The following is a 20,136-nucleotide window of genomic DNA, read 5'->3' on the forward strand; positions in this document are numbered from 1 at the left end:
AACGCCGGCTGCGAAATTAAAGTGACATAGTGTGCTCCTGGTTCAAAAGAACGTGTCAGGTGCTTTGTCACGGTAAAACTGGTTTGGGGAAAGCCGTTGGGCATCATAGCGATCGAGGATCTGCCGGCGCGCCTGGAAGGCGGCAGGACGCTGGCCGGGCTGGATCTAGGCGACAAGACGATCGGCGTCGCCGTTTCCGACCGGGGCCTGTCCTTCGCCCATCCGCGCCCGGTGATCCTGCGCAAGAAGTTTTCGCTGGATGCGGCGGCGCTGCTTGCCCAACTGCAGAAGGACAATATCGGCGCGTTCGTGCTCGGCCTTCCCATCAACATGGACGGGTCGGAAGGTCCCCGCGCCCAGAAATCGCGCGCCTTCGTGCGCAACATGGCAGGCGTGACCGACCTGCCCTTCGTGCTGTGGGACGAGCGGCTGTCGACGGTCGCCGCCGAGCGGACGTTGATCGAAATGGATTTCTCGCGCGCCAAGCGCGCCGGCAAGATCGATTCGGCGGCCGCCGCCTTTATTCTGCAGGGAGCTTTAGATCGACTCCAGTCGCTTGGCTCATCCGATCGGACGGGACCGGACTTCCCGTCTGGCGCCTGATCCAGGCGGCGATGTTGCGGCGGCGCCGGAACGCCCACAATGCCATCAACAGGAATCCGTCAAAGACGCAGGCTCTTGCCACCATGCCCGGAATGATTGCCGGGTCGATGCCCAGCATCTGGCCGTAGAGCTGGAACACGACGTCATGCAGCTGCCGGCTGAGCATGACGTAGCCGAAATTGATGTCGTTGAGCGACAGGAAGAACCAGCCCCAGAACAGAGCAAGTGGGGCGGCCCACAATGCGAACAGAGTGCGCATCAGTGACCGTCCCTGCGGCTGGAGCCGCCTCTATGGCCACCGTCTCTGGGACCGCCATCCCTGGGACCAATGTCCGGCCGGCCGGAAATGCGCGACAGCAAGGAGCCGTGCGCGGCGCCTTGTGCCATAGCGTGCGCAGTGTCGCGGCTCTCGGCCTCGTGCGAAACTGCGACGGCCAAAACCGACCTCCGCTCGGCATGCATGGCGAGGTAAGAGGCCAGAAGTGCCGCCAGTTGCACGGCCACAACCATGAACAGGCCGTTGATGCCTTGCGCGGCGCCGCCGATCAGGATCAGCGACAGGACGGCGGATGCGGAAATAAAGGCGGTCCGCGCCACGCTATCGGCTCCGTCGGGGCTCGCTGAGGCGTTAACCAAACTCTCGACGAAGACCCAGCAAAACAACACCGCGACGACCAGCAGCGCAATGGCCAGCGGCGCCACGACGGCAGCGTTGTCGAGATCGACCAGACGGGTGTTTTCCACGACGACGCCGAGCACCGCCAGAGCGCCCGCAACGCCGCGGTTTCCATCCATACAGATGAACGCCAGCAGGGCGAAAACCACTGCCCAGTGCAAGGCCAGAAAAGAGGTCAAAATGGCACGCATGGCATTCCTGCTTTGGTGACAAAGACAGTGGGCTTTGCGGCCCGCCGCTGCAATGGAAACCATTTGTTAAGGTTAACGTCCATCCACAGGTCGCGATAAATTCGCGGTGACAGGCTGTGCAGCCGGCCTCAGTTGACCGGCGGATAGAGCGTGTCGATGATCATGCGCGCGTCATGGCGTGAATCGAGCATGCCATAGGTGTTGCGCCATTGACCGGCGAGCCGCGTCTCGACAAAGGCATCGGCAATCCGCCCTGCCCCCAGCCGGCGCAATTCCGCCGCTGCCGCCGACAGCGCCAGCTGCTCGGTGAGCAGGCGGGCCGACCCCTCATCGGTGCCTGCGACCTGCATGGCGGCCTTGAGCACGCCGATGGTGCCGCGTCCGCCGGCGCCGAGATCGCGATCGATGCCGGCCAGCACCTCCTCGAACAGGCCGGGCGCGCGGCCAAGCACGCGCAGCACGTCGAGTGCCATGACATTGCCGGAGCCCTCCCAGATCGCGTTGACCGGGGCTTCACGATAGTAGCGGGCGAGCGGCGCTTCCTCGACATAGCCATTGCCGCCGAGGCATTCCATCGCCTCGTAGAGCAGCGGCGGCGCGATCTTGCAGACCCAGTATTTGACCACCGGCGTCATGGCGCGGGCAAAAGCCGCCTCGCCGCGGTCGCTGGCCGCCTCGTCGAAAGAACGCGCTAGCCGGAACGAGAGCGCTGTGGCGGCGGCGACATCGAGCGCCATGTCGGCCAGCACACGCTGCATCAGCGGCTGTTCGATCAATGTCGAACCGAACACCTGGCGGTGGCGAGTGTGATGGACGGCTTCGGCCAAGCCGGCGCGCATGATCGCCGACGAGGCGACAGCGCAGTCGAGCCGGGTCAAGGTGACCATGTCCATGATCGTCTTCACCCCGGCACCGGGCTCGCCGACCATCTCGCCGATGGCATTGACGAATTCCACTTCCGAGGAGGCGTTGGAGCGGTTGCCGAGCTTGTCCTTCAGCCGCTGGAAACGGAAGCCGTTGCCGGAGCTGTTGCCGAGGATGCGCGGGACGAGAAAGCAGGAAAGCCCTTCCGGCGCCTGTCCAAGCACGAGAAAAGCGTCTGACATCGGCGCCGACATGAACCATTTGTGGCCGGTGAGGCGATAAAAACCGCTGCCGGCGCGCTCGGCCCTTGTGGTGTTGGCGCGCACGTCGGTGCCACCCTGCTTTTCGGTCATGCCCATGCCGAGCGTCAGCCCGGTCTTTTCGACCGGCGGCTTCTGGCTCTGGTCGTATTTGCGCGTCGTCACGCGCGGCGCCCATTCGCGAAACAGCTTTGGGCTGGCCATCAACGCGGCCAGTGAAGCGCTGGTCATGGTGATGGGGCACAGGTGCCCGGTTTCGAGCTCGGCTGTCAGGTAGAAACGCGCGGCGCGGACCTGATGGCGGCGGCCGATCTCGCTGTCGCCGTTTTCCCAGATCGAGGAATGCAGCCCGCCGGCGACCGAGCGCCGCATCAGCGCATGATAGGCCGGATGGAATTCGACTTGGTCGATCCGCCGGCCCTGGCGGTCATGCGTGCGGAGCTTGGGCGTCTCGACATTGGCAAGACGCGCCAGCTCCTGCGCTTCCTGCGTCAGGACGAAGCGGCCAAGCCCGTCGAGATCCTTGCGCACCGGATCGGAAAAGCGTTCGGCGAGCTGGATCAGCAACGGATCGCCCCGCCAAGCGTTGCCGCCCGTCAGCGGCGGCGGCTGGTTGGTCACGTCGTCGGTCACGGACAGTCCTTACGTTACGAAGGCTTCGAATCCGAAGCCATCGGCTAGATATAGCCCAAGCTTGCCGGAGCGCGCGACGAAAATACCGGGGAGAAAGGCCGCAATCCCAAGCTGGCGCTTGCAGCAAGGAATTCTCCCCCCTATAGCAGCGCCTTGAGATGACCGACGCTTCGTCCCTGCCGCTTTATCCTCATCGCCATCTTCTGGGCATCCGCGATCTTTCCCCCGCCGATATCGAGCTTTTGCTCGACCGGGCCGATCGCGCCGTCGCCATTTCCCGGCAATCCGAGAAGAAAACCTCGACGCTGCGCGGCCGTACCCAGATCAACCTCTTTTACGAAGCCTCGACCCGCACGCAATCGTCGTTCGAGCTGGCCGGTAAACGGCTTGGCGCCGACGTCATGAACATGTCGGTGGCGAGTTCTTCGGTGAAGAAGGGCGAAACGCTGATCGACACGGCGATGACGCTGAACGCCATGCGCCCTGACATCCTCATCATCCGCCACCAGTCGGCGGGCGCCGCCGCGCTTCTGGCACAGAAAGTCGGCTGCTCGGTGGTCAATGCGGGCGACGGCGCACATGAGCATCCGACGCAGGCGCTGCTCGACGCGCTGACCATCCGCCGCGCCAAGGGGCCGCTGTCGAAGCTGATCGTGGCGATCTGCGGCGACATCCTGCATTCGCGCGTGGCGCGCTCCAACATCATGCTCTTGAACGCGCTCGGCGCGCAGGTGCGGGTCGTCGCGCCGTCCACGCTGTTGCCGTCCGGCGTCGAGAAAATGGGTGTCATCGTCTCGCGCTCGATGGCTGAAGGGCTGAAAGGCGCCGACGTGGTGATGATGCTGCGCCTGCAGCGCGAGCGCATGGAAGGCGCCTTCGTGCCGTCGGTGCGCGAATATTTCCGCTATTTCGGCCTCGATGTCGAAAAGCTGAAGGCGGCCAAGGATGACGCACTGGTTATGCATCCCGGACCGATGAACCGCGGCGTCGAGATCGCGTCCGAAATCGCTGACGGCCCGCAAAGTGTCATCCAGGAACAGGTCGAAATGGGTGTCGCCGTGCGCATGGCGGTGATGGAAGCGCTGCTTGATCCCCGCCGCAACGCAGAGGGCCGAGGCGCATGAGCACGACGGTCTTTGAGCGCGCCCGTATCGTCGACCCGTCGCGGGGCATCGATGAAGTCGGCACCGTCATCGTCGAGGGCCGTAAGATCGTTGCTGCCGGCAAGGCTGCCTCGAACCAGGGGGTGCCGGCGGGAGCCACAGTCGTCGACTGCGCCGGGAAGACGATTATCCCCGGCCTGATCGATGCGCGCGTCTTCATCGGCGAGCCCGGTGGCGAACACCGCGAGACGATTGCATCGGCAAGCGTTGCGGCGGCGGCCGGGGGCGTCACCTCCGTCGTCATGATGCCCGACACCGACCCGGTGATCGACAATGTCGCGCTGGTCGAATTCGTGCTGCGCACTGCCCGGGACACCGCAATCGTCAATATCTTCCCGGCGGCGGCGATCACCAAGGGCCTTGCCGGTCGCGAAATGACCGAGTTCGGCCTGCTGCGCGAGGCCGGCGCGGTCGCCTTCACCGACGGCCGGCATACAATATCCAGCGCGCTGGTGATGCGCCGGGCACTGACCTATGCCCGCGATTTCGGCGGCGTCATCGCGCATGAGACGCAGGATGGCGATCTCGCCTCGGCAGGCGTGATGAATGAAGGCCTCTATGCCAGCTGGCTTGGCCTAGCCGGCATTCCACGCGAGGCCGAGTCCATCCCGCTGGAGCGCGACCTGGCGTTGGCGCGGTTGACACGCGGCGCCTACCACGCGGCAAAGATCTCGACGGCGATATCAGCGCAAGCGGTGACGCGGGCGAAGGCCGACCAAGCCAATGTCACGGCGGGTGTGGCAATCCACAACCTGTCACTCAACGAGAACGATGTCGGGGAATACCGCACCTTCTTCCGGCTGACGCCGCCGCTGCGCACCGAGGAAGATCGGATGGCGATGATCGAAGCGGTCAAGGACGGCACGATCGACATCATCGTCTCCTCGCACGACCCGCAGGATGTCGATACCAAGCGCCTGCCCTTCGCCGATGCCGCCGCTGGCGCCATCGGGCTGGAGACGTTGCTGGGCGCAGCGCTTCGGCTCTACCACAATGGCGATGTGCCGCTGCTCAGGCTGGTCGAGACGCTGTCGACCGCGCCGGCGAAACTGTTCGGCCTGCCCGGCGGCACGCTGAAGCCTGGCGCTCCGGCTGATCTTGCAGTCGTCGATCTGGAAGAACCCTGGATCGTCAGCGAAAGCGGTATCCGTTCGCGCTCGAAAAACACCTGTTTCGAAGGTGCGCGGCTGCAGGGCATGGTCTTGCAAACGCTGGTGGCGGGCCGCACAGTGTTTTCAGCCTAGGGCAATCGCGGCCCATTGCACGTCGATTTGCTGCCAGGGAAATGCGGGGGGAAACAATGAGTTACAACGTTATCCTGGCATTGCTGTTCGGCTATCTCCTGGGCTCGATTCCCTTCGGCCTGCTGATCACCCGCGCCGCCGGTCTCGGCGACGTGCGCAAGATCGGCTCCGGCAATATCGGCGCCACCAATGTGCTGCGCACCGGCAATAAGGGCCTGGCCGCCGCGACGCTGGTGCTCGACGCGCTGAAGGGCACGGCGGCGGTGATGATCGCGCGCCATTATGGGCACGACTTCGGACCGTGGGCCGGCCTTGGACTCTGGGCGGGCCTCGGCGCCTTCCTTGGCCATCTGTTTCCGGTCTGGCTTGGTTTCAAGGGCGGCAAGGGCGTGGCGACCTATCTCGGCGTGCTGATCGCGCTCGGCTGGCATGTGGCGTTGATCTTCATCGTCGTCTGGTTGGCGATGGCTTTCCTGTTTCGCTACTCCTCGCTGGCGGCGCTGACGGCAGCGGTCGTCGTGCCGATCGCGCTTTATTTCTGGAGCACGCCTGAGGTCGCCGGGCTGTTCGTGGTGATGAGCCTGATCGTCATTGTAAAACACCGCGCCAACATTTCGCGCCTGCTTGCCGGCACCGAGGGTAAGATTGGAGCCAAGGGATGAGCAAGCCTGCCGCCGGGCCGCGCCTCAGCGACCGGCAGCGGCTGAGCTGGCTGCGGCTGATCCGCACGCAAAATGTCGGCCCGGCCTCGTTTCGCGAATTGATCAACCGCTTCGGCTCGGCCGAGACAGCGCTTGAGATGCTGCCCGAGCTGATGATTTCGGGCGGCGCCAGAAAAATCGTCCGCATTCCCTCCATCGCCGAGGCCGAAGCGGAACTGGAGGCGGCCGGCGAGAACGGCGCCCGCTTCGTCGGCATCGGCGAGGCCGACTACCCGCCGATGCTGAAAAACATGGACAATCCGCCGCCGCTGATCGCCATGAAGGGCGAAGCCGCGGTGTTTCGCCTGCCGGCCGTTGCCATTGTCGGCGCCCGCAACGCTTCGCTGGCCGGGATCAAGATGGCGCGCATGCTGGCGGCGGATCTTGGCCGCGACGGCTATGCCATTGTCTCGGGCCTGGCGCGCGGCATCGACACGGCGGCACATCAGGGCAGTCTCTCGACAGGCACGATTGGGGTGCTGGCCGGCGGGCTCGACGTCCCCTACCCGCCCGAAAATGCCGGCTTGTGCGACGACATTGCCGAACGTGGCGGTGCCGTTATTTCGGAGATGCCGTTCGGCTGGCAGCCGCGGGCGCAGGATTTTCCGCGCCGCAACCGGCTTGTCGCGGGTGCGGCCCTCGGACTGGTGGTGATTGAGGCGGCGCAACGCTCCGGCTCGCTGATCAGCGCGCGCCTGGCCGGCGAAATGGGCCGGCTGGTCTTTGCCGTGCCGGGTTCACCGCTCGATCCACGCTGCGCTGGCTCGAACGGCCTGCTCAAGGACGGCGCCACCCTGGTCACCGAGGCATCCGATGTTTCCGGCGCGATCGCGCCCTTGGCCGGCACGCGGCCGCCCATGGCGGCGTCCTCGGAAAAGGCGCCCGACTTTTCGGCAACGCCGCCGCCCGGCGAGGACGAGCGCAGCGGCGTGCTCGAAGTGTTGGGGCCGACTCCGGTGGCGGTGGATGAAATCATCCGCCACACCGGCCTCAACGCCGCCCAGGTGTCGATGGTGCTGCTTGAACTCGACCTTGCCGGCCGCATCGAGCGCCACGCCGGCGGCAATGTCTCGCTGGTGTTCGACGGCTCCTGACGGCTAGCGGAACAGATACCGCGATACCTCCGGATTGCCACGGCGCCACATCACATTGTCCAGAAAATAATGATGCACGTTGATGAAGATCAGCACGATGAAGAAGAACAGCGATGATCCCAGGACTTGCCTGTCATAGGGGACCAAAGCCGTCAGCGCGGACGGGATAAGCCAGAAACCGAGATAGCCAAGGGCGGTGCCGCCGACGATAAAGCCGAGGAGCCGGAACCTGTAGAGAGGGCCGAGAAAGGACAGGACCTTCGGCTGCGGATCGCTTTCGGCATCGGAGCTGTCGCGCTCGACGTTTGTCTGGTAGCGCCAGACCACGGCCAGATACTGCAGCGAGTGGAGCGCGGGCACGATCAGCAGCCAGAGCGGGTTTATTCTGGCAATCAGGATCCACAGATAGAGCGACGCGACATAGGCCACCAGGCCGTTATAGGGCAGACCGCCGCCGTTCTTTCGCCAGCGATTGACCAACATCAAAAGCGTGGCCGCCGTCGACGCTACGGCCGCCAGCAGGGCAATGTCGGCAATCCAGGAAGGGGCGGCGAATGTGTAATAGTCCAGCCCGTAATATTTGCCCTGGGTGACTGCGGTGTTGGTCTGCAGCCACGCCAGGATCCACACGGTGTAGGAATTGACCAGCAACACCTTCTTGTCGCGGTCGTCGAAGAATTTGCGCTTGAGCACCGCATCCACCATCAGCATGCCGTAGCCCTGCTTGACGTAGTGCCAGCCGACGAAAAAGAACATGGCGTTGGTTGCATAGCCGAGCAGCCGCGTGTTCGCCGCCGCCGCGCCATAGGCAAAGAACCCGGCCATGACCAGGGGCACGACAATGCCCGCAAAGATGTAGCGGAGTTGCAGGCTCCGGTCGTAGCCGTCGCCGGACACCTTGCGCGTGAAATTGCGATAGAAAAGCTGGTAGGAGTGGGCGAAGTGGGGATAGTTCACGAGATAGGCCACGAAGACCATCGTTGCGGCTACCGGACCCTCATACTCGAGCGGAACGAGAAACAGCACCGGCAGGATGAGAAAAGCGCTGCCGCCCAGCATGAGGAAATCGGCGACCGGGCCGAAGAGATACTTCTGAGGTGTCGCCGCCTTAGGAGCTACAGCATCCGCCGAAAGCTGAAGTGCCATCTTCGAACCCTCCCCTGGGAAGGTCGAGTTTAGCCAGCGGCGGGTGTGGCGACAAGGTTGGAAGCTGCTCTGGGCCGATGCAGGCGCGAGGTTCGTCTTGTCATTTTGCGAGTGGTATCGGTGAGCGCGATGGGATTCGAACCCATGACCTACTGTTGAAAGTCAGCACCTCAACGCCAAACGAATGCAAGCACTACGACTTCGACGCGGCGAGCGGCAAGGCTATCACTCGCCAGCCATGCGTATGCCGATGACGAGATCCGGGAGCAAAACGCAAGGTTCAAGCGGCTCGCAGCAGACGAGAAGGACGCGGCCGACACATTCAGGCGGGTTGAAGGTGTCCGACCGAACGCTCGCGCATCCTCAACACGAGCAGGCGGGTAGCTGCGAACGGCGCCATGACAACAAACGCCATCGCGACACTGACGAAAACCGACAAGAGACAAATCCCGCCGGGGACGGAGCAAACTGTTTCCATGAACTACCCCTTTCAACCGTTATCCTGGCGGCCTCTTCCGCGCATCCGCAAGGATGCTCCCGCTTCAATATAAATACAAGTATGTGCTAATAGACACGGGCTGGAAGCGGTTTCTTGGGAGGGATCAGTGAGCTTTCTTCGTCCTAGGCCAAAGCCCAAAAAGGCATACCCCAACAGCGACCGTTTCGAGGAGGATGGTCGGCGCATTTACAGCGCTTACGATGCCGCGACAGTGGCTCGCCCTGGGCGCAAAGTGTGGGCGAAGCGTTTTCGGATCGCGGCGATCGTGGTCGCAGTGATCGCCGTGGCGCTGGCGGCCATCGTCTTCAGCGTCCTGCCGCACTAGCCGCGCCCCAATGCGTGACAACGAACCTATTGAACGCCCTGGCAAGGATTGGGCAAGGTCCGGGTGACCACGATACGAAAGGCTGGGGACGCACGGGCGCGGCGTACGGGTGCCAGGCAACGGCCAACGGCAGTGCGCTCTGGCGGGCCACAGGAAACCAAATCAAAACTCAATCGTTGAACCAGGGATGGCGCCAATCGGGAGTGCGCATGAACCCTCGTGACAACGCTGTTTCTCCGTTTGAGGAGGAACAACACCAAGTCCGCCTCGCAAAGAGCGCACGCCTCAGAGAGCTTCGATCTCATGCGTCTTGGCTGGCCTTCGACCCTCATGCTCAGTTTCATGATGAAATAGACCTCTCAGCCATTTTTGAGGAAAACGCGTTCCGCAACCGCTTGTAGAAGCGGGCCAAGTCCCAGGGACTTCAGTCGTAATTGAGTCATTCCTAATATGCCTATAACTTAGGCAGTGCGGGGGACCCCCGAATTCCAAACCCGCAATGGCCGGTGCGCCTCGCTTGCCCAAGCAACCCCCCGCACCGGCCATTTCTACTCTCCGGGGACCTATGCTGAGTAGGTATCGCATCGAGGCGATGGAAGGAGCTGCGGCTGAGTAGCGCCGAAACTGATTTAGATTAACGTTACATGTCGATTGGCTAAAATGCGGAACGTCCAATCGACGCTTCCGGAACCAAAAGGATAACGTCAGACCTTAGTCCAACAGCAGAAGCCCGCACTGAGTGTTCAGCAACGGGCTATGGTCCCGCAAGGAACCGACCCTTGTATCCATAAATTGAAAATTCGGCAGATCACCAGATCTGCCGATTATCGAGGGAGGATGTCACATGCCAACGTTCATAGTCACAGGGTCCTATTCAGCCACGGCAGCGAGTGGAATGATTGACAATCCGTCTAACCGAGAAAAGGCGGCCCGTGCCATCTTTGAAGCAGCGGGCGGGAAACTGCATTCTTTCTACGTCACGACGGGCGAAACTGACTGGATGGCAATTACGGAATTCGGCGACGGTGCTGACCTGATCCCCGCACTTCTCGTCGTCGGCGCATCGGGAGCAGTATCGAATATCAAAACCGTGCGAGCATACACGGGCGCAGAGTTCAAGGCGGCCCAAGAGAAGGCGGGAAAAATCGCTTCTTCCTACAAATCCCCGGCAAAATAAGCAGACCACACTGGTGCGCCATCACGGGCCGGCAAGGCCTGTAATTTATCACGCTGCTAAATCTGGCCCGCTGCTTCGGTGGCGGGCTTTTTAAGGCTTGAAGGGTAGCTCATACCCACACTGACGGCACTTAAACGCGCCACCGCTCGCTTTATCGGCCATGGGCTCCTGCTTTGCTCGCGATATCCAACAGCGCGAGCATTGTGGCGTCTCGTCAATGATGGGCTGATATCCATGTACGCGGGCACCGGCAGAGGCACTGCTGTCCAGATATGATTTCAGTTTTGCCCGAGTTTCATCGCGTGAAGGGCGAGCTTGCGCCGTAGTTTTCCGGCCTTCCGTTCCTCTGCGAAAGCCACTGTGCGGCCACAGATTTGCGGATACAACAACTGACCGGTTGACCTTGTGTATCTACATTTTGTTGGTGAGCGCGATGGGATTCGAACCCATGACCTACTGATTAAAAGTCAGTTGCTCTACCGGCTGAGCTACGCGCTCCCGCGGGCTCTAAAGGCCGCCCTCGAAATTGCGCGGAACATAGGGAGAGTGCCGCGACCGGTCAACCGGAAAAAGATGGCCCTTTCACCGAGGTTTCTGCCATCGCCTGACGCCCTGCAAATTGCCTTGGCAGGACGCCCGGTGAGCCGCTCCCGCAATGAGGTCGCCGCTTCAAAATCTGCAGGCGCGCGAGATGGGTATTTTCTTCTCCGGTTGACTGGAGAAACATTGCAAATCAGCAACTTAATGTTCTGGCGGGGAACCTTCGCACCGCCGGGCCGTTCTCTCCCCACAAGGGACGTCAACCACCCTTTTTAAGGAGAAGATCATGAACAAGATCGTATCGGGTATGCTGGCGGCCACATTGTCAGCTTCTTTCGCGGCTTCCGCGGCCGTGCCGGCCGGCGCCACGCAAATGATTGCGCCGCAGGCCCCGTCGGCTTCGTCCGATGTGCAGGCGGTCGACCACAGGCCGTGGATGAAAAACCGCAACTTCAACGGCGACCGCAATTTCTCGCGCAGCAACAATGACGGTGCCTACTGGAACGGCCATCGCGGCTCGCGCCATTACCGCCACGGCTATCGCCGTCACGGTGATTTCTGGTTCCCGGCTGGTGCATTCATTGCCGGCGCGCTGATTACCGGCGCGATCGTCAACAACAACCAGAACCGCGTCTACCGGGGCGGCGATTCGCATGTGCAGTGGTGCTATGACCGCTACCGGTCGTATCGCGCGTCGGACAACACCTACCAGCCGAACTACGGTCCTCGGCGGCAGTGCAATTCGCCCTACTGATCCAAGGGTGAGTACCAGTAGCTGACGAGTATGAGTAAAAACCCGCGCCGAGACGGCGCGGGTTTTTCTATATGGCTTGTCACAGGGAGCGGCGGTTCAGTTCAACTCGCCCAACCAATGCTCTTCAAGACCAAATAGAGGCCACCGCCTTCTCCGCGTGGAGACCGATAAACTCCGAGAGCGTCGCAAATTCGAACCATGGTCGCGGACAATTCCCAACCGAGCACTTCCAGATCGTCTTGCGTATCCGTCACATAGGCCTGCGCCAGCTCGTCAATGCCGTTCTTCTCTCCGAACGATCGAACCAGCTTTGCGTCGACAAGCAGTTCGCTAGGTAGGTTTGAGTTCGACCAGGCCCAAAGCCAGTTGCTGGCCTTCGCGCTCGTGCCCTGCAATCTGGATTTCGGCGACAACTCTGACGACGTTCTGGTCTGAAAAGAGAAGCTTTCCGGATGTCAGATCATAGTCGTAGCGGGACCAGTTACCCAGGTTGAAGTCGCCCTCGAGTCGCTTGTTCTTCGCGTTCAGCTGGTCGACAGCCTCGTCGCGCCAAGCAGGATACCAATCTGGACTTCTCATGCCCCCTCGCTCAGCAAAACCTAATCATTTCGCGGCTCGCCGACCTATTGCGTGCTTAGCGTCCGGCGCACCGCATCGCGCCAGCCCGCCAGTTTTGCCGAACGCACACTGGCATCCATGTCCGGCTTGAACCGACGCTCGAGCGCCCAGCTCCGGGCAAAGTCCTTCGCCTTCGGCCATACGCCCGCCTTCGAGCCGGCGAGCCACGCGGCGCCCAGCGCCGTCGTCTCCAGGATGGTCGGGCGATCGACCGGCGCGTCGAGAATGTCGGCCAGCCGCTGCATGGTCCAGTCGGAGGCCACCATGCCGCCATCGACGCGAAGCACGGTCTTGGCCGATGCCCCCTTCCAGTCCTTGCGCATCGCATCGAGCAGGTCGCGCGTCTGGTAGGCGACGGATTCGAGTGCTGCGCGGGCAAACTCCGCAGGGCCTGAATTGCGCGTCAGGCCGAAGATCGCGCCACGCGCCTCGGCGTCCCAATGTGGCGCGCCGAGGCCGACGAAAGCCGGCACCAGATAGACGTTCTGCGTCGGGTCCGCGGTCGCCGCCAGCACGCCGCTGTGCTCGGCCTTGCCAATTACCTTGATGCCGTCGCGCAGCCATTGCACGGCAGCCCCGGCGATGAAGATCGAGCCTTCCAGCGCATAGGTGGTTTTGCCGTTCAGCCGATAGGCAATGGTGGTCAGCAGCCGGTTCTTCGAGCGCACCAGATCGGCGCCCGTGTTGAGCAGCGCGAAACAGCCGGTGCCGTAAGTCGATTTCATCATGCCCGGCTCGAAACAGGCCTGGCCGATGGTCGCCGCGTGCTGGTCGCCCGCCACGCCGAGGATCTTTATCTCGGCGCCAAACAGGCTTTTCTCCGTCGCACCGTAGTCGTCGGCGCAATCCTTGACTTCAGGCAGCATCGCAACCGGGATGCGCAGGATGGAGAGCAGTTCGTCGTCCCAGACATTCTTCTCGATGTTGTAGACCAGCGTGCGCGAGGCGTTCGTGGCGTCGGTGGCGTGCATCTTGCCGCCGGTCAGCCGCCAGATCAAAAAACTGTCGATGGTGCCGGCGAGCAGTTGGCCCTTTTCGGCGCGTTTTCTCGCACCCTTCACCTTGTCCAGCATCCAGGCGATCTTGGTGCCGGAGAAATAGGGATCGAGCAGCAGGCCGGTCTTTTTGGTGAACTTTTTCTCAAGCCCCTGCTTCTTCAGCTTCTGGCAGAGCGGCGCGGTGCGGCGGTCCTGCCAGACGATGGCATTGTGGATCGGCTTGCCGGTCGCCTTGTCCCAGATGACGACGGTTTCGCGCTGGTTGGTGATACCGATGGCCGCCACATCGGATGCCTCGCGGCCGGCGGCCTTCAGCGCGCCTTTGACCGTGGCGACGACGGTTGCCCAGATGTCCTCCGGGTCGTGCTCGACCCAGCCGGAGGCCGGGTAATGCTGGGTGAATTCCTGCTGCTTGCTGCCGGCAACCTTCATCTCACCGTCGAACAGGATCGCCCTGGTCGAAGTCGTGCCCTGGTCGATCGCAAGGATGTATCCGGTCATTCGTCCTCCCGGTAGCTCGCTTATACAAACAGGGGAGACGGCACGATGCCGCCTCCCCGTTCACTATGATCCTGGCGCGTACGCCAAGACTACTTCTGCCAGCTCTTCACCAGTTCGTCGTAGTTGATGGTGATCGGCTTTTCCTTCTCGTTCTCGATCTTCAGCTGAGGCGCGAGATTGCCCTTCTTGACCGCGTCGGCGTTCCAGTAGGCGAGGTCATGCTCTTCGGCCATCTTCGGGCCGATATCGCCCTGGATGCCCGCCTTCTCCAGGCGTTCCATGACCTTTTCCTGCTCGGCGCAAAGCGAGTCCATGGCTTCCTGCGCCGTCTTGGCGCCGGACGAGGCATCACCGATCGCCTGCCACCAAAGCTGTGCCAGCTTCGGATAGTCAGGCACGTTGGTGCCGGTCGGCGACCACTGGACGCGGGCCGGCGAGCGGTAGAACTCGATCAGGCCGCCGAGCTTCGGGGCACGTTCCGTGAAGCTCTTGTCCTGGATCGTTGACTCCCGGATGAGCGTCAAGCCGACATGGCTCTTCTTCACGTCGACCGTCTTCGACACGACGAACTGCGCGTAGAGCCAGGCGGCCTTGGCGCGATCGTCAGGTGTCGACTTGAGCAGGGTCCAGGAACCGACGTCCTGGTAGCCAAGCTTCATGCCATCCTTCCAGTACACGCCATGCGGCGACGGAGCAAAGCGCCATTTCGGGGTGCCGTCCGCGTTCACGACCGGCAGCCCTTCCTTGACGAAGGAGGCGGTGAAGGCCGTGTAGGTGAACATCTGCTGCGCGACCGTGCCCTGCGACGGGACGGGGCCGGATTCGCCGAACGTCATGCCCTGAGCTTCCGGCGGCGCATAGGCTTTCAGCCAATCCAGGTACTTCTGGATCGAATAGACGGAAGCCGGGCCGTTGGTGTCGCCGCCGCGCGCGACGCACGAACCGACGGGCTGCGACTTCTCGTTGACCTTGATGCCCCATTCGTCGACCGGAAGACCGTTCGGCAGGCCCTTGTCGCCATTGCCGGCCATGGAGAGCCAGGCATCGGTGAACCGCCAGCCGAGCGACGGGTCCTTCTTGCCGTAGTCCATGTGGCCATAGACCTTCTTGCCGTCGATCTCGCGGCCGGTGAAGAACTCGGCGATGTCCTCATAGGCCGACCAGTTGACCGGCACACCGAGGTCGTAGCCGTATTTTGCCTTGAAATCGGCCTTGTTCTTCTCGTCATTGAACCAGTCGTAGCGGAACCAGTATAGGTTCGCGAACTGCTGGTCGGGCAGCTGGTAGAGGTCGCCGTCCGGAGCGGTCGTGAACTTGGTGCCGATGAAGTCGGCGAGATCGAGGTTCGGATTGGTGACATCCTTGCCCTCATTCGCCATCCACTTGGTCAGGCTGCGTGCCTGCTGGTAACGCCAGTGGGTGCCGATCAGGTCGGAGTCGTTGACGTAGGCGTCGTAGATATTCTCACCCGACTGCATCTGCGTCTGCAGCTTTTCGACGACATCGCCTTCGCCGATCAGGTCGTGGGTGATCTTGATGCCGGTGATCGCGGTGAAGGCAGGCGCCAGAACCTTAGACTCATAGCTATGCGTATCGATGGTCTCGGAGACCACCTTGATGTCCATGCCGGCGAAAGGCTTCGCGGCATCGATGAACCATTGCATTTCGGCTTCCTGGGCGCCGCGATCCAGCGTCGACAAGTCCTTGATTTCGGTATCGAGGAAGGTTTTGGCTTCGTCCATTCCGGCATAGGCCTGGCCTGCTCCCCAGAGCAGGACAAGCGCAGTTGTTGATGTTAAAAATTGCCTTCGCATTTCGTTTCCTCCACTTTCAGGTTTCAAGTGCGATCTGGAGCGGTCGCCGGCAACGCGGCCGCTCCAACAGTTTCCCCCTCTAAACGTAGCGGAACACGCCAATGGCGTAGACTACGGAGAGAGCGAGAGCCCACCACAGGTTGGGTCCGACAAGACCCAGCCAAGCGAGATGGATAAAGGCGCTGCCAAGCAGCGAAACAAAGAGGCGGTCACCGCGCGTCGTCTCGAAGCGCAGCACGCCGACACGCGGATTGCCGCCAGGCGAGACAAACTCCCAGAACGCCATGCCGCACAGCAGAATAAGGATCGTGATGAAAAACAGTGCCGTCGGCAGGGTCCATGCCATCCAGGTGAGGTTCATGGTCATACCCTCCCCAGGGCAAAGCCCTTGGCGATATAGTTGCGGACGAACCAGATCACGAGCGCGCCTGGCAGGATGGTGAGCACGCCAGCGGCGGCAAGCACGCCCCAATCGAGCCCGGATGCCGAGACCGTGCGCGTCATGATCGCCGCGATCGGCTTGGCGGCGGTCGTGGTCAAGGTGCGGGCAATCAGCAGTTCGACCCATGAGAACATGAAGCAGAAGAAGCAGGCCACGCCGACACCGCTGGCGATCAACGGCATGAAAATTTTCACGAAGAAGCGAGGGAAGGAGTAGCCGTCGATGTAGGCGGTCTCATCGATTTCCTTCGGCACGCCCGACATGAAGCCTTCGAGTATCCACACCGCCAGCGGCACGTTGAACAGGCAGTGCGCCAGCGCCACAGCGATATGGGTGTCTATCAGGCCGAAGGCCGAATAGAGCTGGAAGAACGGCAGCGCAAACACCGCAGGCGGCGCCATGCGGTTGGTCAGCAGCCAGAAGAACAGATGCTTGTCGCCGAGGAAGCGGTAGCGCGAAAAGGCGTAGGCCGCAGGCAGCGCCACCGAAACCGAGATCACCATATTCATGACGACATAGATGATCGAATTGATGTAGCCCTTGTACCAGGACGGGTCGGTGAAGATCACCATGTAGTTGGCGATGGTCGGGTTCCTCGGCCACAGCGAAAAGGCGCCCAGGATCTCCTGATTGGTCTTGAAGCTCATATTGACCAGCCAGTAAATCGGCAGCATCAGAAAGATGATGTAGATCGTCGGCACCAGCCACCAGAACCTGGATTCTTCGCCACGCCGGCGCATCAGCCGCGCAATCTGGTCCTGCGACAGCGTGCTGGCGAGCCCGTCCGAAACCGCCGCCTCGTTCACCCGGTCCTGCCTCGTCGTTCTTTCGTTGGCGCCGCTCATCTCAGCGCTCCGCATCGACATTGGTCATGACGGTGTAGAACACCCATGACAGCAACAGGATGATGAGGAAGTAGATGATCGACATGGCGGCCGCCGGCCCGAGGTCGAACTGGCCGATGGCGATCTTGACCAGATCTATCGACAGGAATGTCGTCGAATTGCCGGGGCCGCCGCCGGTGACGACGAAGGGCTCGGTGTAGATCATGAAGCTATCCATGAAGCGCAGCAGCACGGCGATCAAAAGCACGCGGTTCATCTTCGGCAACTGGATATAGCGGAAGATCGCCCAGCGCGAGGCGCCATCGATCTTGGCGGCTTGATAATAAGCATCCGGTATGGAGACGAGGCCGGCGTAGCAGAGCAGAACGACGAGGCTCGTCCAGTGCCATACGTCCATCAGGATGACCGTCACCCAGGCGTCAGTCGGGTCGTTGACGTAATTGTAGTCGAAGCCGAGCGCCGACAACGTGTAGCCGAGCAGGCCGATGTCGATGCGGCCGAACACCTGCCAAATCGTGCCGACGACGTTCCACGGGATCAGCAGCGGCAGCGCCATCAGCACCAGGCAGACCGGCACGCCCCAGCCCTTCTTGGGCATGTTGAGTGCGATGAAGATGCCGAGTGGCACTTCGATGGCGAGGATGATGAAGGAGAAGATCAGGTTGCGGACCATCGAGAGCCAGAAACGTTCCGACTCCAGGATTTCGGTGAACCAGTCCGAGCCGTTCCAAAAGAAAACGTTGTTTCCGAACGTGTCCTGAACCGAATAGTTGACCACCGTCATCAGCGGGATCACCGCCGAGAACGCCACCAGCAGGAGCACCGGCAGCACCATGAACCAGGCCTTGTTGTTCCAGGTCTTTTCCATCTATGCCCCCATCTCGACGCGCCAGGAATCGGCATAGATGTTGATGCCTGCCGGGTCGAAGCGCACCTTCGGCTCGGCCGGCACGCTCTCGTCCTCGCCGATGACGGCCGCGATCTCGCGGCCTTCGAGGCTGGCGCGCACCACCTTGTGGCGGCCGAGATCCTCGACCTTGCTGATTTTCACCGCCATGCCGTCGCGGCCGAGCCTGACATATTCGGGCCGGATGCCGAGTTCGATGGCCCCGGAGCTACCTGCGGCGGTCTTTGGCGCGCCGGGCAGTTCGATGCGCTGGCTGCCTATCGTCGCGGTCTTGCCGTCGATCGCCACCGGCATGACGTTCATGCCGGGCGAACCGATGAAATAGCCGACAAAGGTGTGGCGCGGCCGCTCGAACAGTTCGGCCGGCGTGCCGATCTGGACGATGCCGCCGTCGTACATGACGACGACCTGGTCGGCGAAGGTCAGCGCCTCGGTCTGGTCGTGGGTGACATAGACCATGGTGTAGCCGAAGCGGCGGTGCAGCTGCTTCAACTGCGAGCGCAGCACCCACTTCATATGTGGGTCGATGACGGTCAGCGGCTCGTCGAACAGGATGGCGTTGACATCTGAGCGCACCAGGCCGCGGCCGAGCGAAATCTTCTGCTTCTGGTCGGCGGTCAGGCCCCTCGCCTTCTTCTTCGCCCATGACGCCAGATCGATCATCTCCAGCGTCTCGCGCACTTTGCGGTCGACGTCGGCTTCCGGCACGCCGCGGTTGCGCAGCGGGAAGGCCAGATTGTCGTAGACGGTCATGGTGTCGTAGATGACAGGGAACTGGAACACCTGCGCAATGTTGCGCTCCTGCGTCGACAAATTGGTGACGTCCTTGCCGTTGAACAGCAGCTCTCCGTGCGAAGGATGCAAAAGTCCCGAAATGATGTTGAGCAGCGTGGTCTTGCCGCAGCCGGAAGGCCCGAGCAGCGCATAGGCGCCGCCATCCTCGAAGGTGTGGTGCACTTCTCTCAGCGCGAAATCGGCATCCTTCTGCGGGTTGGGCAGATAGGAGTGCCTGACATGGTTGACGTCGATGCGCGCCATCTCTTCCCCCTCAAGCCGCCAGCTTCGATGCGGCGACGGCGCTGCCGTTGCTGTCGAAGACCATGATGTGGCGCGGATCGATGAACACCTCGATCTCTGCGTCGGGCTCGAAATCGCGGATGCCGTGGGTCAGCATGACCCAGCGCGCGTCGGCGAAATCGAGATGGATGAAGCTTTCCGAGCCGGTGATCTCGGTGATCGTCACCTTGGCGCGCACCGGCACGGCGGCGGCGTCGGGCCGCTCGAGCGACAGATGATGCGGCTGGAAGCCGATGGTATAATTGGCGTCGGCAATGCCGGCGAGTTCGGCCGGCACCGGCAATTTGACGCCGCCCTCGAGCAGGAAGTCCGGACCTTTCTTGGCCAGCACGATGGTGTTGAGCGGCGGGTCGGCAAAGGTCCTTGCAGTCACCAGGTCAATCGGCTTGCGGAAGACGTCGATGGTCGGGCCGAACTGGGTGATGCGTCCCTCGGACAGCGTCGCCGTGTTGCCGCCGAGCAGCAGCGCTTCGTGCGGCTCGGTCGTGGCATAGACGAAAATGGTGCCGGCGGCGGCGAAGATCTTCGGCAGCTCGGCGCGCAACTCCTCGCGCAGCTTGTAATCGAGATTGGCGAGCGGCTCGTCGAGCAGCACCAGGCTGGCGTTCTTGACGATAGCGCGGGCAAGCGCGGTGCGCTGCTGCTGGCCACCGGACAGGCTGAGCGGGGTGCGGTCGAGATAGGGCGTCAGCTTCAGCAGCGCTGCCGCGTTGCGGACTTCCTTGTCGATCTTGGCCTGATCGGTGCCGGCCACCCGCAGCGGCGAGGCGATGTTCTCATAGACGGTCATCGCGGGGTAGTTGATGAACTGCTGGTAGACCATGGCGATCTTGCGCTGCTGCACCGGCATGCCGGTGACATTCTGGCCGTCGAACCAGACCGAACCGGAGGTCGGCACGTCGAGGCCGGCCATCAGCCGCATCAGGCTGGTCTTGCCCGACAGCGTTGGCCCGAGCAGGACATTGAGCGAGCCGTGCTGAAGCGTCAGCGACACGTCGCGTATATGCTCCGCCGCACCGACCGTCTTCGTCACGTTTCTCAGTTCCAGCATGATGCCTCCTCCC

General features: G+C 62.1%; 21 protein-coding genes and 1 tRNA gene. 8 read left to right on the plus strand and 14 right to left on the minus strand.

The annotated features are described in order from the left end of the window. Positions 1–96 precede the first annotated feature (96 nt). The gene (gene ruvX, locus AC1D1N_RS13990; RefSeq protein WP_477349172.1) at positions 97–603 is read left to right on the plus strand and encodes a Holliday junction resolvase RuvX; all 507 of its coding nucleotides are present in this window, start codon (positions 97–99) and stop codon (positions 601–603) included. Here the strand turns inward: ruvX and AC1D1N_RS13995 are convergent. The 3 genes from AC1D1N_RS13995 to AC1D1N_RS14005 all read right to left on the minus strand — a co-directional run bounded on the left by AC1D1N_RS13995 (position 521) and on the right by AC1D1N_RS14005 (position 3,227). Next, positions 521–862: a DUF6105 family protein gene (locus tag AC1D1N_RS13995; RefSeq protein WP_112561608.1), complete on the minus strand. Its 342-nt coding sequence runs from the start codon at positions 860–862 to the stop codon at positions 521–523. The genes ruvX and AC1D1N_RS13995 overlap by 83 nt on opposite strands. Beyond that, complete coding sequence (locus tag AC1D1N_RS14000) at positions 862–1,470, minus strand: hypothetical protein (RefSeq protein ID WP_477349512.1); 609 nt, start codon at positions 1,468–1,470, stop codon at positions 862–864. Before AC1D1N_RS14000 ends, AC1D1N_RS13995 begins: the two co-directional genes overlap by 1 nt. 128 nt (positions 1,471–1,598) lie before the next feature. Next, positions 1,599–3,227 carry a DNA alkylation response protein gene (locus AC1D1N_RS14005; RefSeq protein WP_436259849.1) on the minus strand — a complete coding sequence of 543 codons (1,629 nt, stop codon included), beginning with the start codon at positions 3,225–3,227 and terminating at the stop codon, positions 1,599–1,601. A gap of 158 nt (positions 3,228–3,385) precedes the next feature. On the opposite strand from AC1D1N_RS14005, the gene AC1D1N_RS14010 reads away from it, so the two are divergent. From AC1D1N_RS14010 to dprA, 4 genes are read left to right on the plus strand one after another with little or no spacing between them, the layout of a single operon-like run. After that, positions 3,386–4,351, plus strand: coding sequence for an aspartate carbamoyltransferase catalytic subunit (locus AC1D1N_RS14010; RefSeq protein WP_477349174.1), 966 nt, complete (start codon positions 3,386–3,388; stop codon positions 4,349–4,351). Continuing rightward, a complete protein-coding gene (locus tag AC1D1N_RS14015) occupies positions 4,348–5,634 on the plus strand; it encodes a dihydroorotase (protein ID WP_436259847.1) in 1,287 nt (428 codons plus the stop codon). The genes AC1D1N_RS14010 and AC1D1N_RS14015 overlap by 4 nt, the downstream gene beginning before the upstream one ends. A gap of 56 nt (positions 5,635–5,690) precedes the next feature. Then, positions 5,691–6,296, plus strand: a complete 606-nt coding sequence (plsY, locus tag AC1D1N_RS14020; RefSeq protein WP_352586912.1) for a glycerol-3-phosphate 1-O-acyltransferase PlsY — start codon at positions 5,691–5,693, stop codon at positions 6,294–6,296. After that, positions 6,293–7,429, plus strand: coding sequence for a DNA-processing protein DprA (dprA, locus tag AC1D1N_RS14025; RefSeq protein WP_436259846.1), 1,137 nt, complete (start codon positions 6,293–6,295; stop codon positions 7,427–7,429). The genes plsY and dprA overlap by 4 nt, the downstream gene beginning before the upstream one ends. A 3-nt stretch (positions 7,430–7,432) precedes the next feature. On the opposite strand, the gene AC1D1N_RS14030 is transcribed toward dprA, so the two are convergent. Then, a complete protein-coding gene (locus AC1D1N_RS14030; RefSeq protein WP_477349176.1) occupies positions 7,433–8,575 on the minus strand; it encodes a hypothetical protein in 1,143 nt (380 codons plus the stop codon). Positions 8,576–9,180: 605 nt separating this feature from the next. Here AC1D1N_RS14030 and AC1D1N_RS14035 point away from each other — a divergent pair. Continuing rightward, on the plus strand, positions 9,181–9,399 hold the full coding sequence (locus AC1D1N_RS14035; protein WP_477349178.1) for a hypothetical protein: 219 nt from the start codon (positions 9,181–9,183) through the stop codon (positions 9,397–9,399). An 895-nt stretch (positions 9,400–10,294) separates the two neighbouring features. Then, complete coding sequence (locus AC1D1N_RS14040; protein ID WP_246501615.1) at positions 10,295–10,576, plus strand: GYD domain-containing protein; 282 nt, start codon at positions 10,295–10,297, stop codon at positions 10,574–10,576. A gap of 422 nt (positions 10,577–10,998) precedes the next feature. On the opposite strand, the gene AC1D1N_RS14045 is transcribed toward AC1D1N_RS14040, so the two are convergent. After that, positions 10,999–11,074 (minus strand) — tRNA-Lys (locus AC1D1N_RS14045). Positions 11,075–11,402: 328 nt separating this feature from the next. Between AC1D1N_RS14045 and AC1D1N_RS14050 the strand changes: the two genes are divergently transcribed. Then, the gene (locus AC1D1N_RS14050) at positions 11,403–11,870 is read left to right on the plus strand and encodes a BA14K family protein (RefSeq protein ID WP_112561568.1); all 468 of its coding nucleotides are present in this window, start codon (positions 11,403–11,405) and stop codon (positions 11,868–11,870) included. A gap of 101 nt (positions 11,871–11,971) precedes the next feature. Here the strand turns inward: AC1D1N_RS14050 and AC1D1N_RS14055 are convergent, their stop codons facing one another. The 9 genes from AC1D1N_RS14055 to AC1D1N_RS14095 form a co-directional block, all read right to left on the minus strand. Next, on the minus strand, positions 11,972–12,283 hold the full coding sequence (locus AC1D1N_RS14055; RefSeq protein ID WP_477349180.1) for a DUF6882 domain-containing protein: 312 nt from the start codon (positions 12,281–12,283) through the stop codon (positions 11,972–11,974). Beyond that, positions 12,201–12,449 (minus strand): DUF6882 domain-containing protein, encoded by a 249-nt coding sequence (locus AC1D1N_RS14060; protein ID WP_477349182.1) that lies wholly within the window; start codon positions 12,447–12,449, stop codon positions 12,201–12,203. The genes AC1D1N_RS14055 and AC1D1N_RS14060 overlap by 83 nt, the downstream gene beginning before the upstream one ends. A 44-nt stretch (positions 12,450–12,493) precedes the next feature. Further along, positions 12,494–13,987: a glycerol kinase GlpK gene (gene glpK, locus AC1D1N_RS14065; protein ID WP_436259821.1), complete on the minus strand. Its 1,494-nt coding sequence runs from the start codon at positions 13,985–13,987 to the stop codon at positions 12,494–12,496. Positions 13,988–14,076: 89 nt separating this feature from the next. Continuing rightward, entirely contained in the window at positions 14,077–15,801 is a 1,725-nt protein-coding gene (locus AC1D1N_RS14070) for an ABC transporter substrate-binding protein (protein WP_112561565.1), read from the minus strand. A 79-nt stretch (positions 15,802–15,880) separates the two neighbouring features. Continuing rightward, a complete protein-coding gene (locus tag AC1D1N_RS14075) occupies positions 15,881–16,162 on the minus strand; it encodes a DUF2160 domain-containing protein (RefSeq protein WP_112561564.1) in 282 nt (93 codons plus the stop codon). A gap of 2 nt (positions 16,163–16,164) precedes the next feature. Further along, positions 16,165–16,983 carry a carbohydrate ABC transporter permease gene (locus AC1D1N_RS14080; RefSeq protein WP_477349514.1) on the minus strand — a complete coding sequence of 273 codons (819 nt, stop codon included), beginning with the start codon at positions 16,981–16,983 and terminating at the stop codon, positions 16,165–16,167. Positions 16,984–17,089: 106 nt separating this feature from the next. Then, on the minus strand, positions 17,090–17,956 hold the full coding sequence (locus tag AC1D1N_RS14085; protein ID WP_112561562.1) for a carbohydrate ABC transporter permease: 867 nt from the start codon (positions 17,954–17,956) through the stop codon (positions 17,090–17,092). Beyond that, a complete protein-coding gene (locus AC1D1N_RS14090; RefSeq protein ID WP_436259820.1) occupies positions 17,957–19,033 on the minus strand; it encodes an ABC transporter ATP-binding protein in 1,077 nt (358 codons plus the stop codon). 10 nt (positions 19,034–19,043) lie between these two features. Beyond that, on the minus strand, positions 19,044–20,123 hold the full coding sequence (locus tag AC1D1N_RS14095; protein ID WP_112561560.1) for an ABC transporter ATP-binding protein: 1,080 nt from the start codon (positions 20,121–20,123) through the stop codon (positions 19,044–19,046). Positions 20,124–20,136: the final 13 nt, after the last annotated feature.

It is taken from the genome of Mesorhizobium sp. P2_B5 (assembly GCF_056404775.1).

Bases quoted from the DNA above. Each gene is read 5' to 3' on its own strand.
- AC1D1N_RS14075 (WP_112561564.1), bottom strand. From the start codon at position 16,162: ATGAACCTCACCTGGATGGCATGGACCCTGCCGACGGCACTGTTTTTC.
- plsY (WP_352586912.1), top strand. From the start codon at position 5,691: ATGAGTTACAACGTTATCCTGGCATTGCTGTTCGGCTATCTCCTGGGC.
- dprA (WP_436259846.1), top strand. From the start codon at position 6,293: ATGAGCAAGCCTGCCGCCGGGCCGCGCCTCAGCGACCGGCAGCGGCTG.
- AC1D1N_RS14050 (WP_112561568.1), top strand. From the start codon at position 11,403: ATGAACAAGATCGTATCGGGTATGCTGGCGGCCACATTGTCAGCTTCT.
- AC1D1N_RS13995 (WP_112561608.1), bottom strand. From the start codon at position 862: ATGCGCACTCTGTTCGCATTGTGGGCCGCCCCACTTGCTCTGTTCTGG.
- AC1D1N_RS14040 (WP_246501615.1), top strand. From the start codon at position 10,295: ATGATTGACAATCCGTCTAACCGAGAAAAGGCGGCCCGTGCCATCTTT.
- AC1D1N_RS14030 (WP_477349176.1), bottom strand. From the start codon at position 8,575: ATGGCACTTCAGCTTTCGGCGGATGCTGTAGCTCCTAAGGCGGCGACA.
- glpK (WP_436259821.1), bottom strand. From the start codon at position 13,987: ATGACCGGATACATCCTTGCGATCGACCAGGGCACGACTTCGACCAGG.
- AC1D1N_RS14010 (WP_477349174.1), top strand. From the start codon at position 3,386: ATGACCGACGCTTCGTCCCTGCCGCTTTATCCTCATCGCCATCTTCTG.
- AC1D1N_RS14060 (WP_477349182.1), bottom strand. From the start codon at position 12,449: ATGAGAAGTCCAGATTGGTATCCTGCTTGGCGCGACGAGGCTGTCGAC.
- AC1D1N_RS14080 (WP_477349514.1), bottom strand. From the start codon at position 16,983: ATGCGCCGGCGTGGCGAAGAATCCAGGTTCTGGTGGCTGGTGCCGACG.
- AC1D1N_RS14095 (WP_112561560.1), bottom strand. From the start codon at position 20,123: ATGCTGGAACTGAGAAACGTGACGAAGACGGTCGGTGCGGCGGAGCAT.
- AC1D1N_RS14090 (WP_436259820.1), bottom strand. From the start codon at position 19,033: ATGGCGCGCATCGACGTCAACCATGTCAGGCACTCCTATCTGCCCAAC.
- AC1D1N_RS14085 (WP_112561562.1), bottom strand. From the start codon at position 17,956: ATGGAAAAGACCTGGAACAACAAGGCCTGGTTCATGGTGCTGCCGGTG.
- AC1D1N_RS14070 (WP_112561565.1), bottom strand. From the start codon at position 15,801: ATGCGAAGGCAATTTTTAACATCAACAACTGCGCTTGTCCTGCTCTGG.
- AC1D1N_RS14015 (WP_436259847.1), top strand. From the start codon at position 4,348: ATGAGCACGACGGTCTTTGAGCGCGCCCGTATCGTCGACCCGTCGCGG.
- AC1D1N_RS14000 (WP_477349512.1), bottom strand. From the start codon at position 1,470: ATGCGTGCCATTTTGACCTCTTTTCTGGCCTTGCACTGGGCAGTGGTT.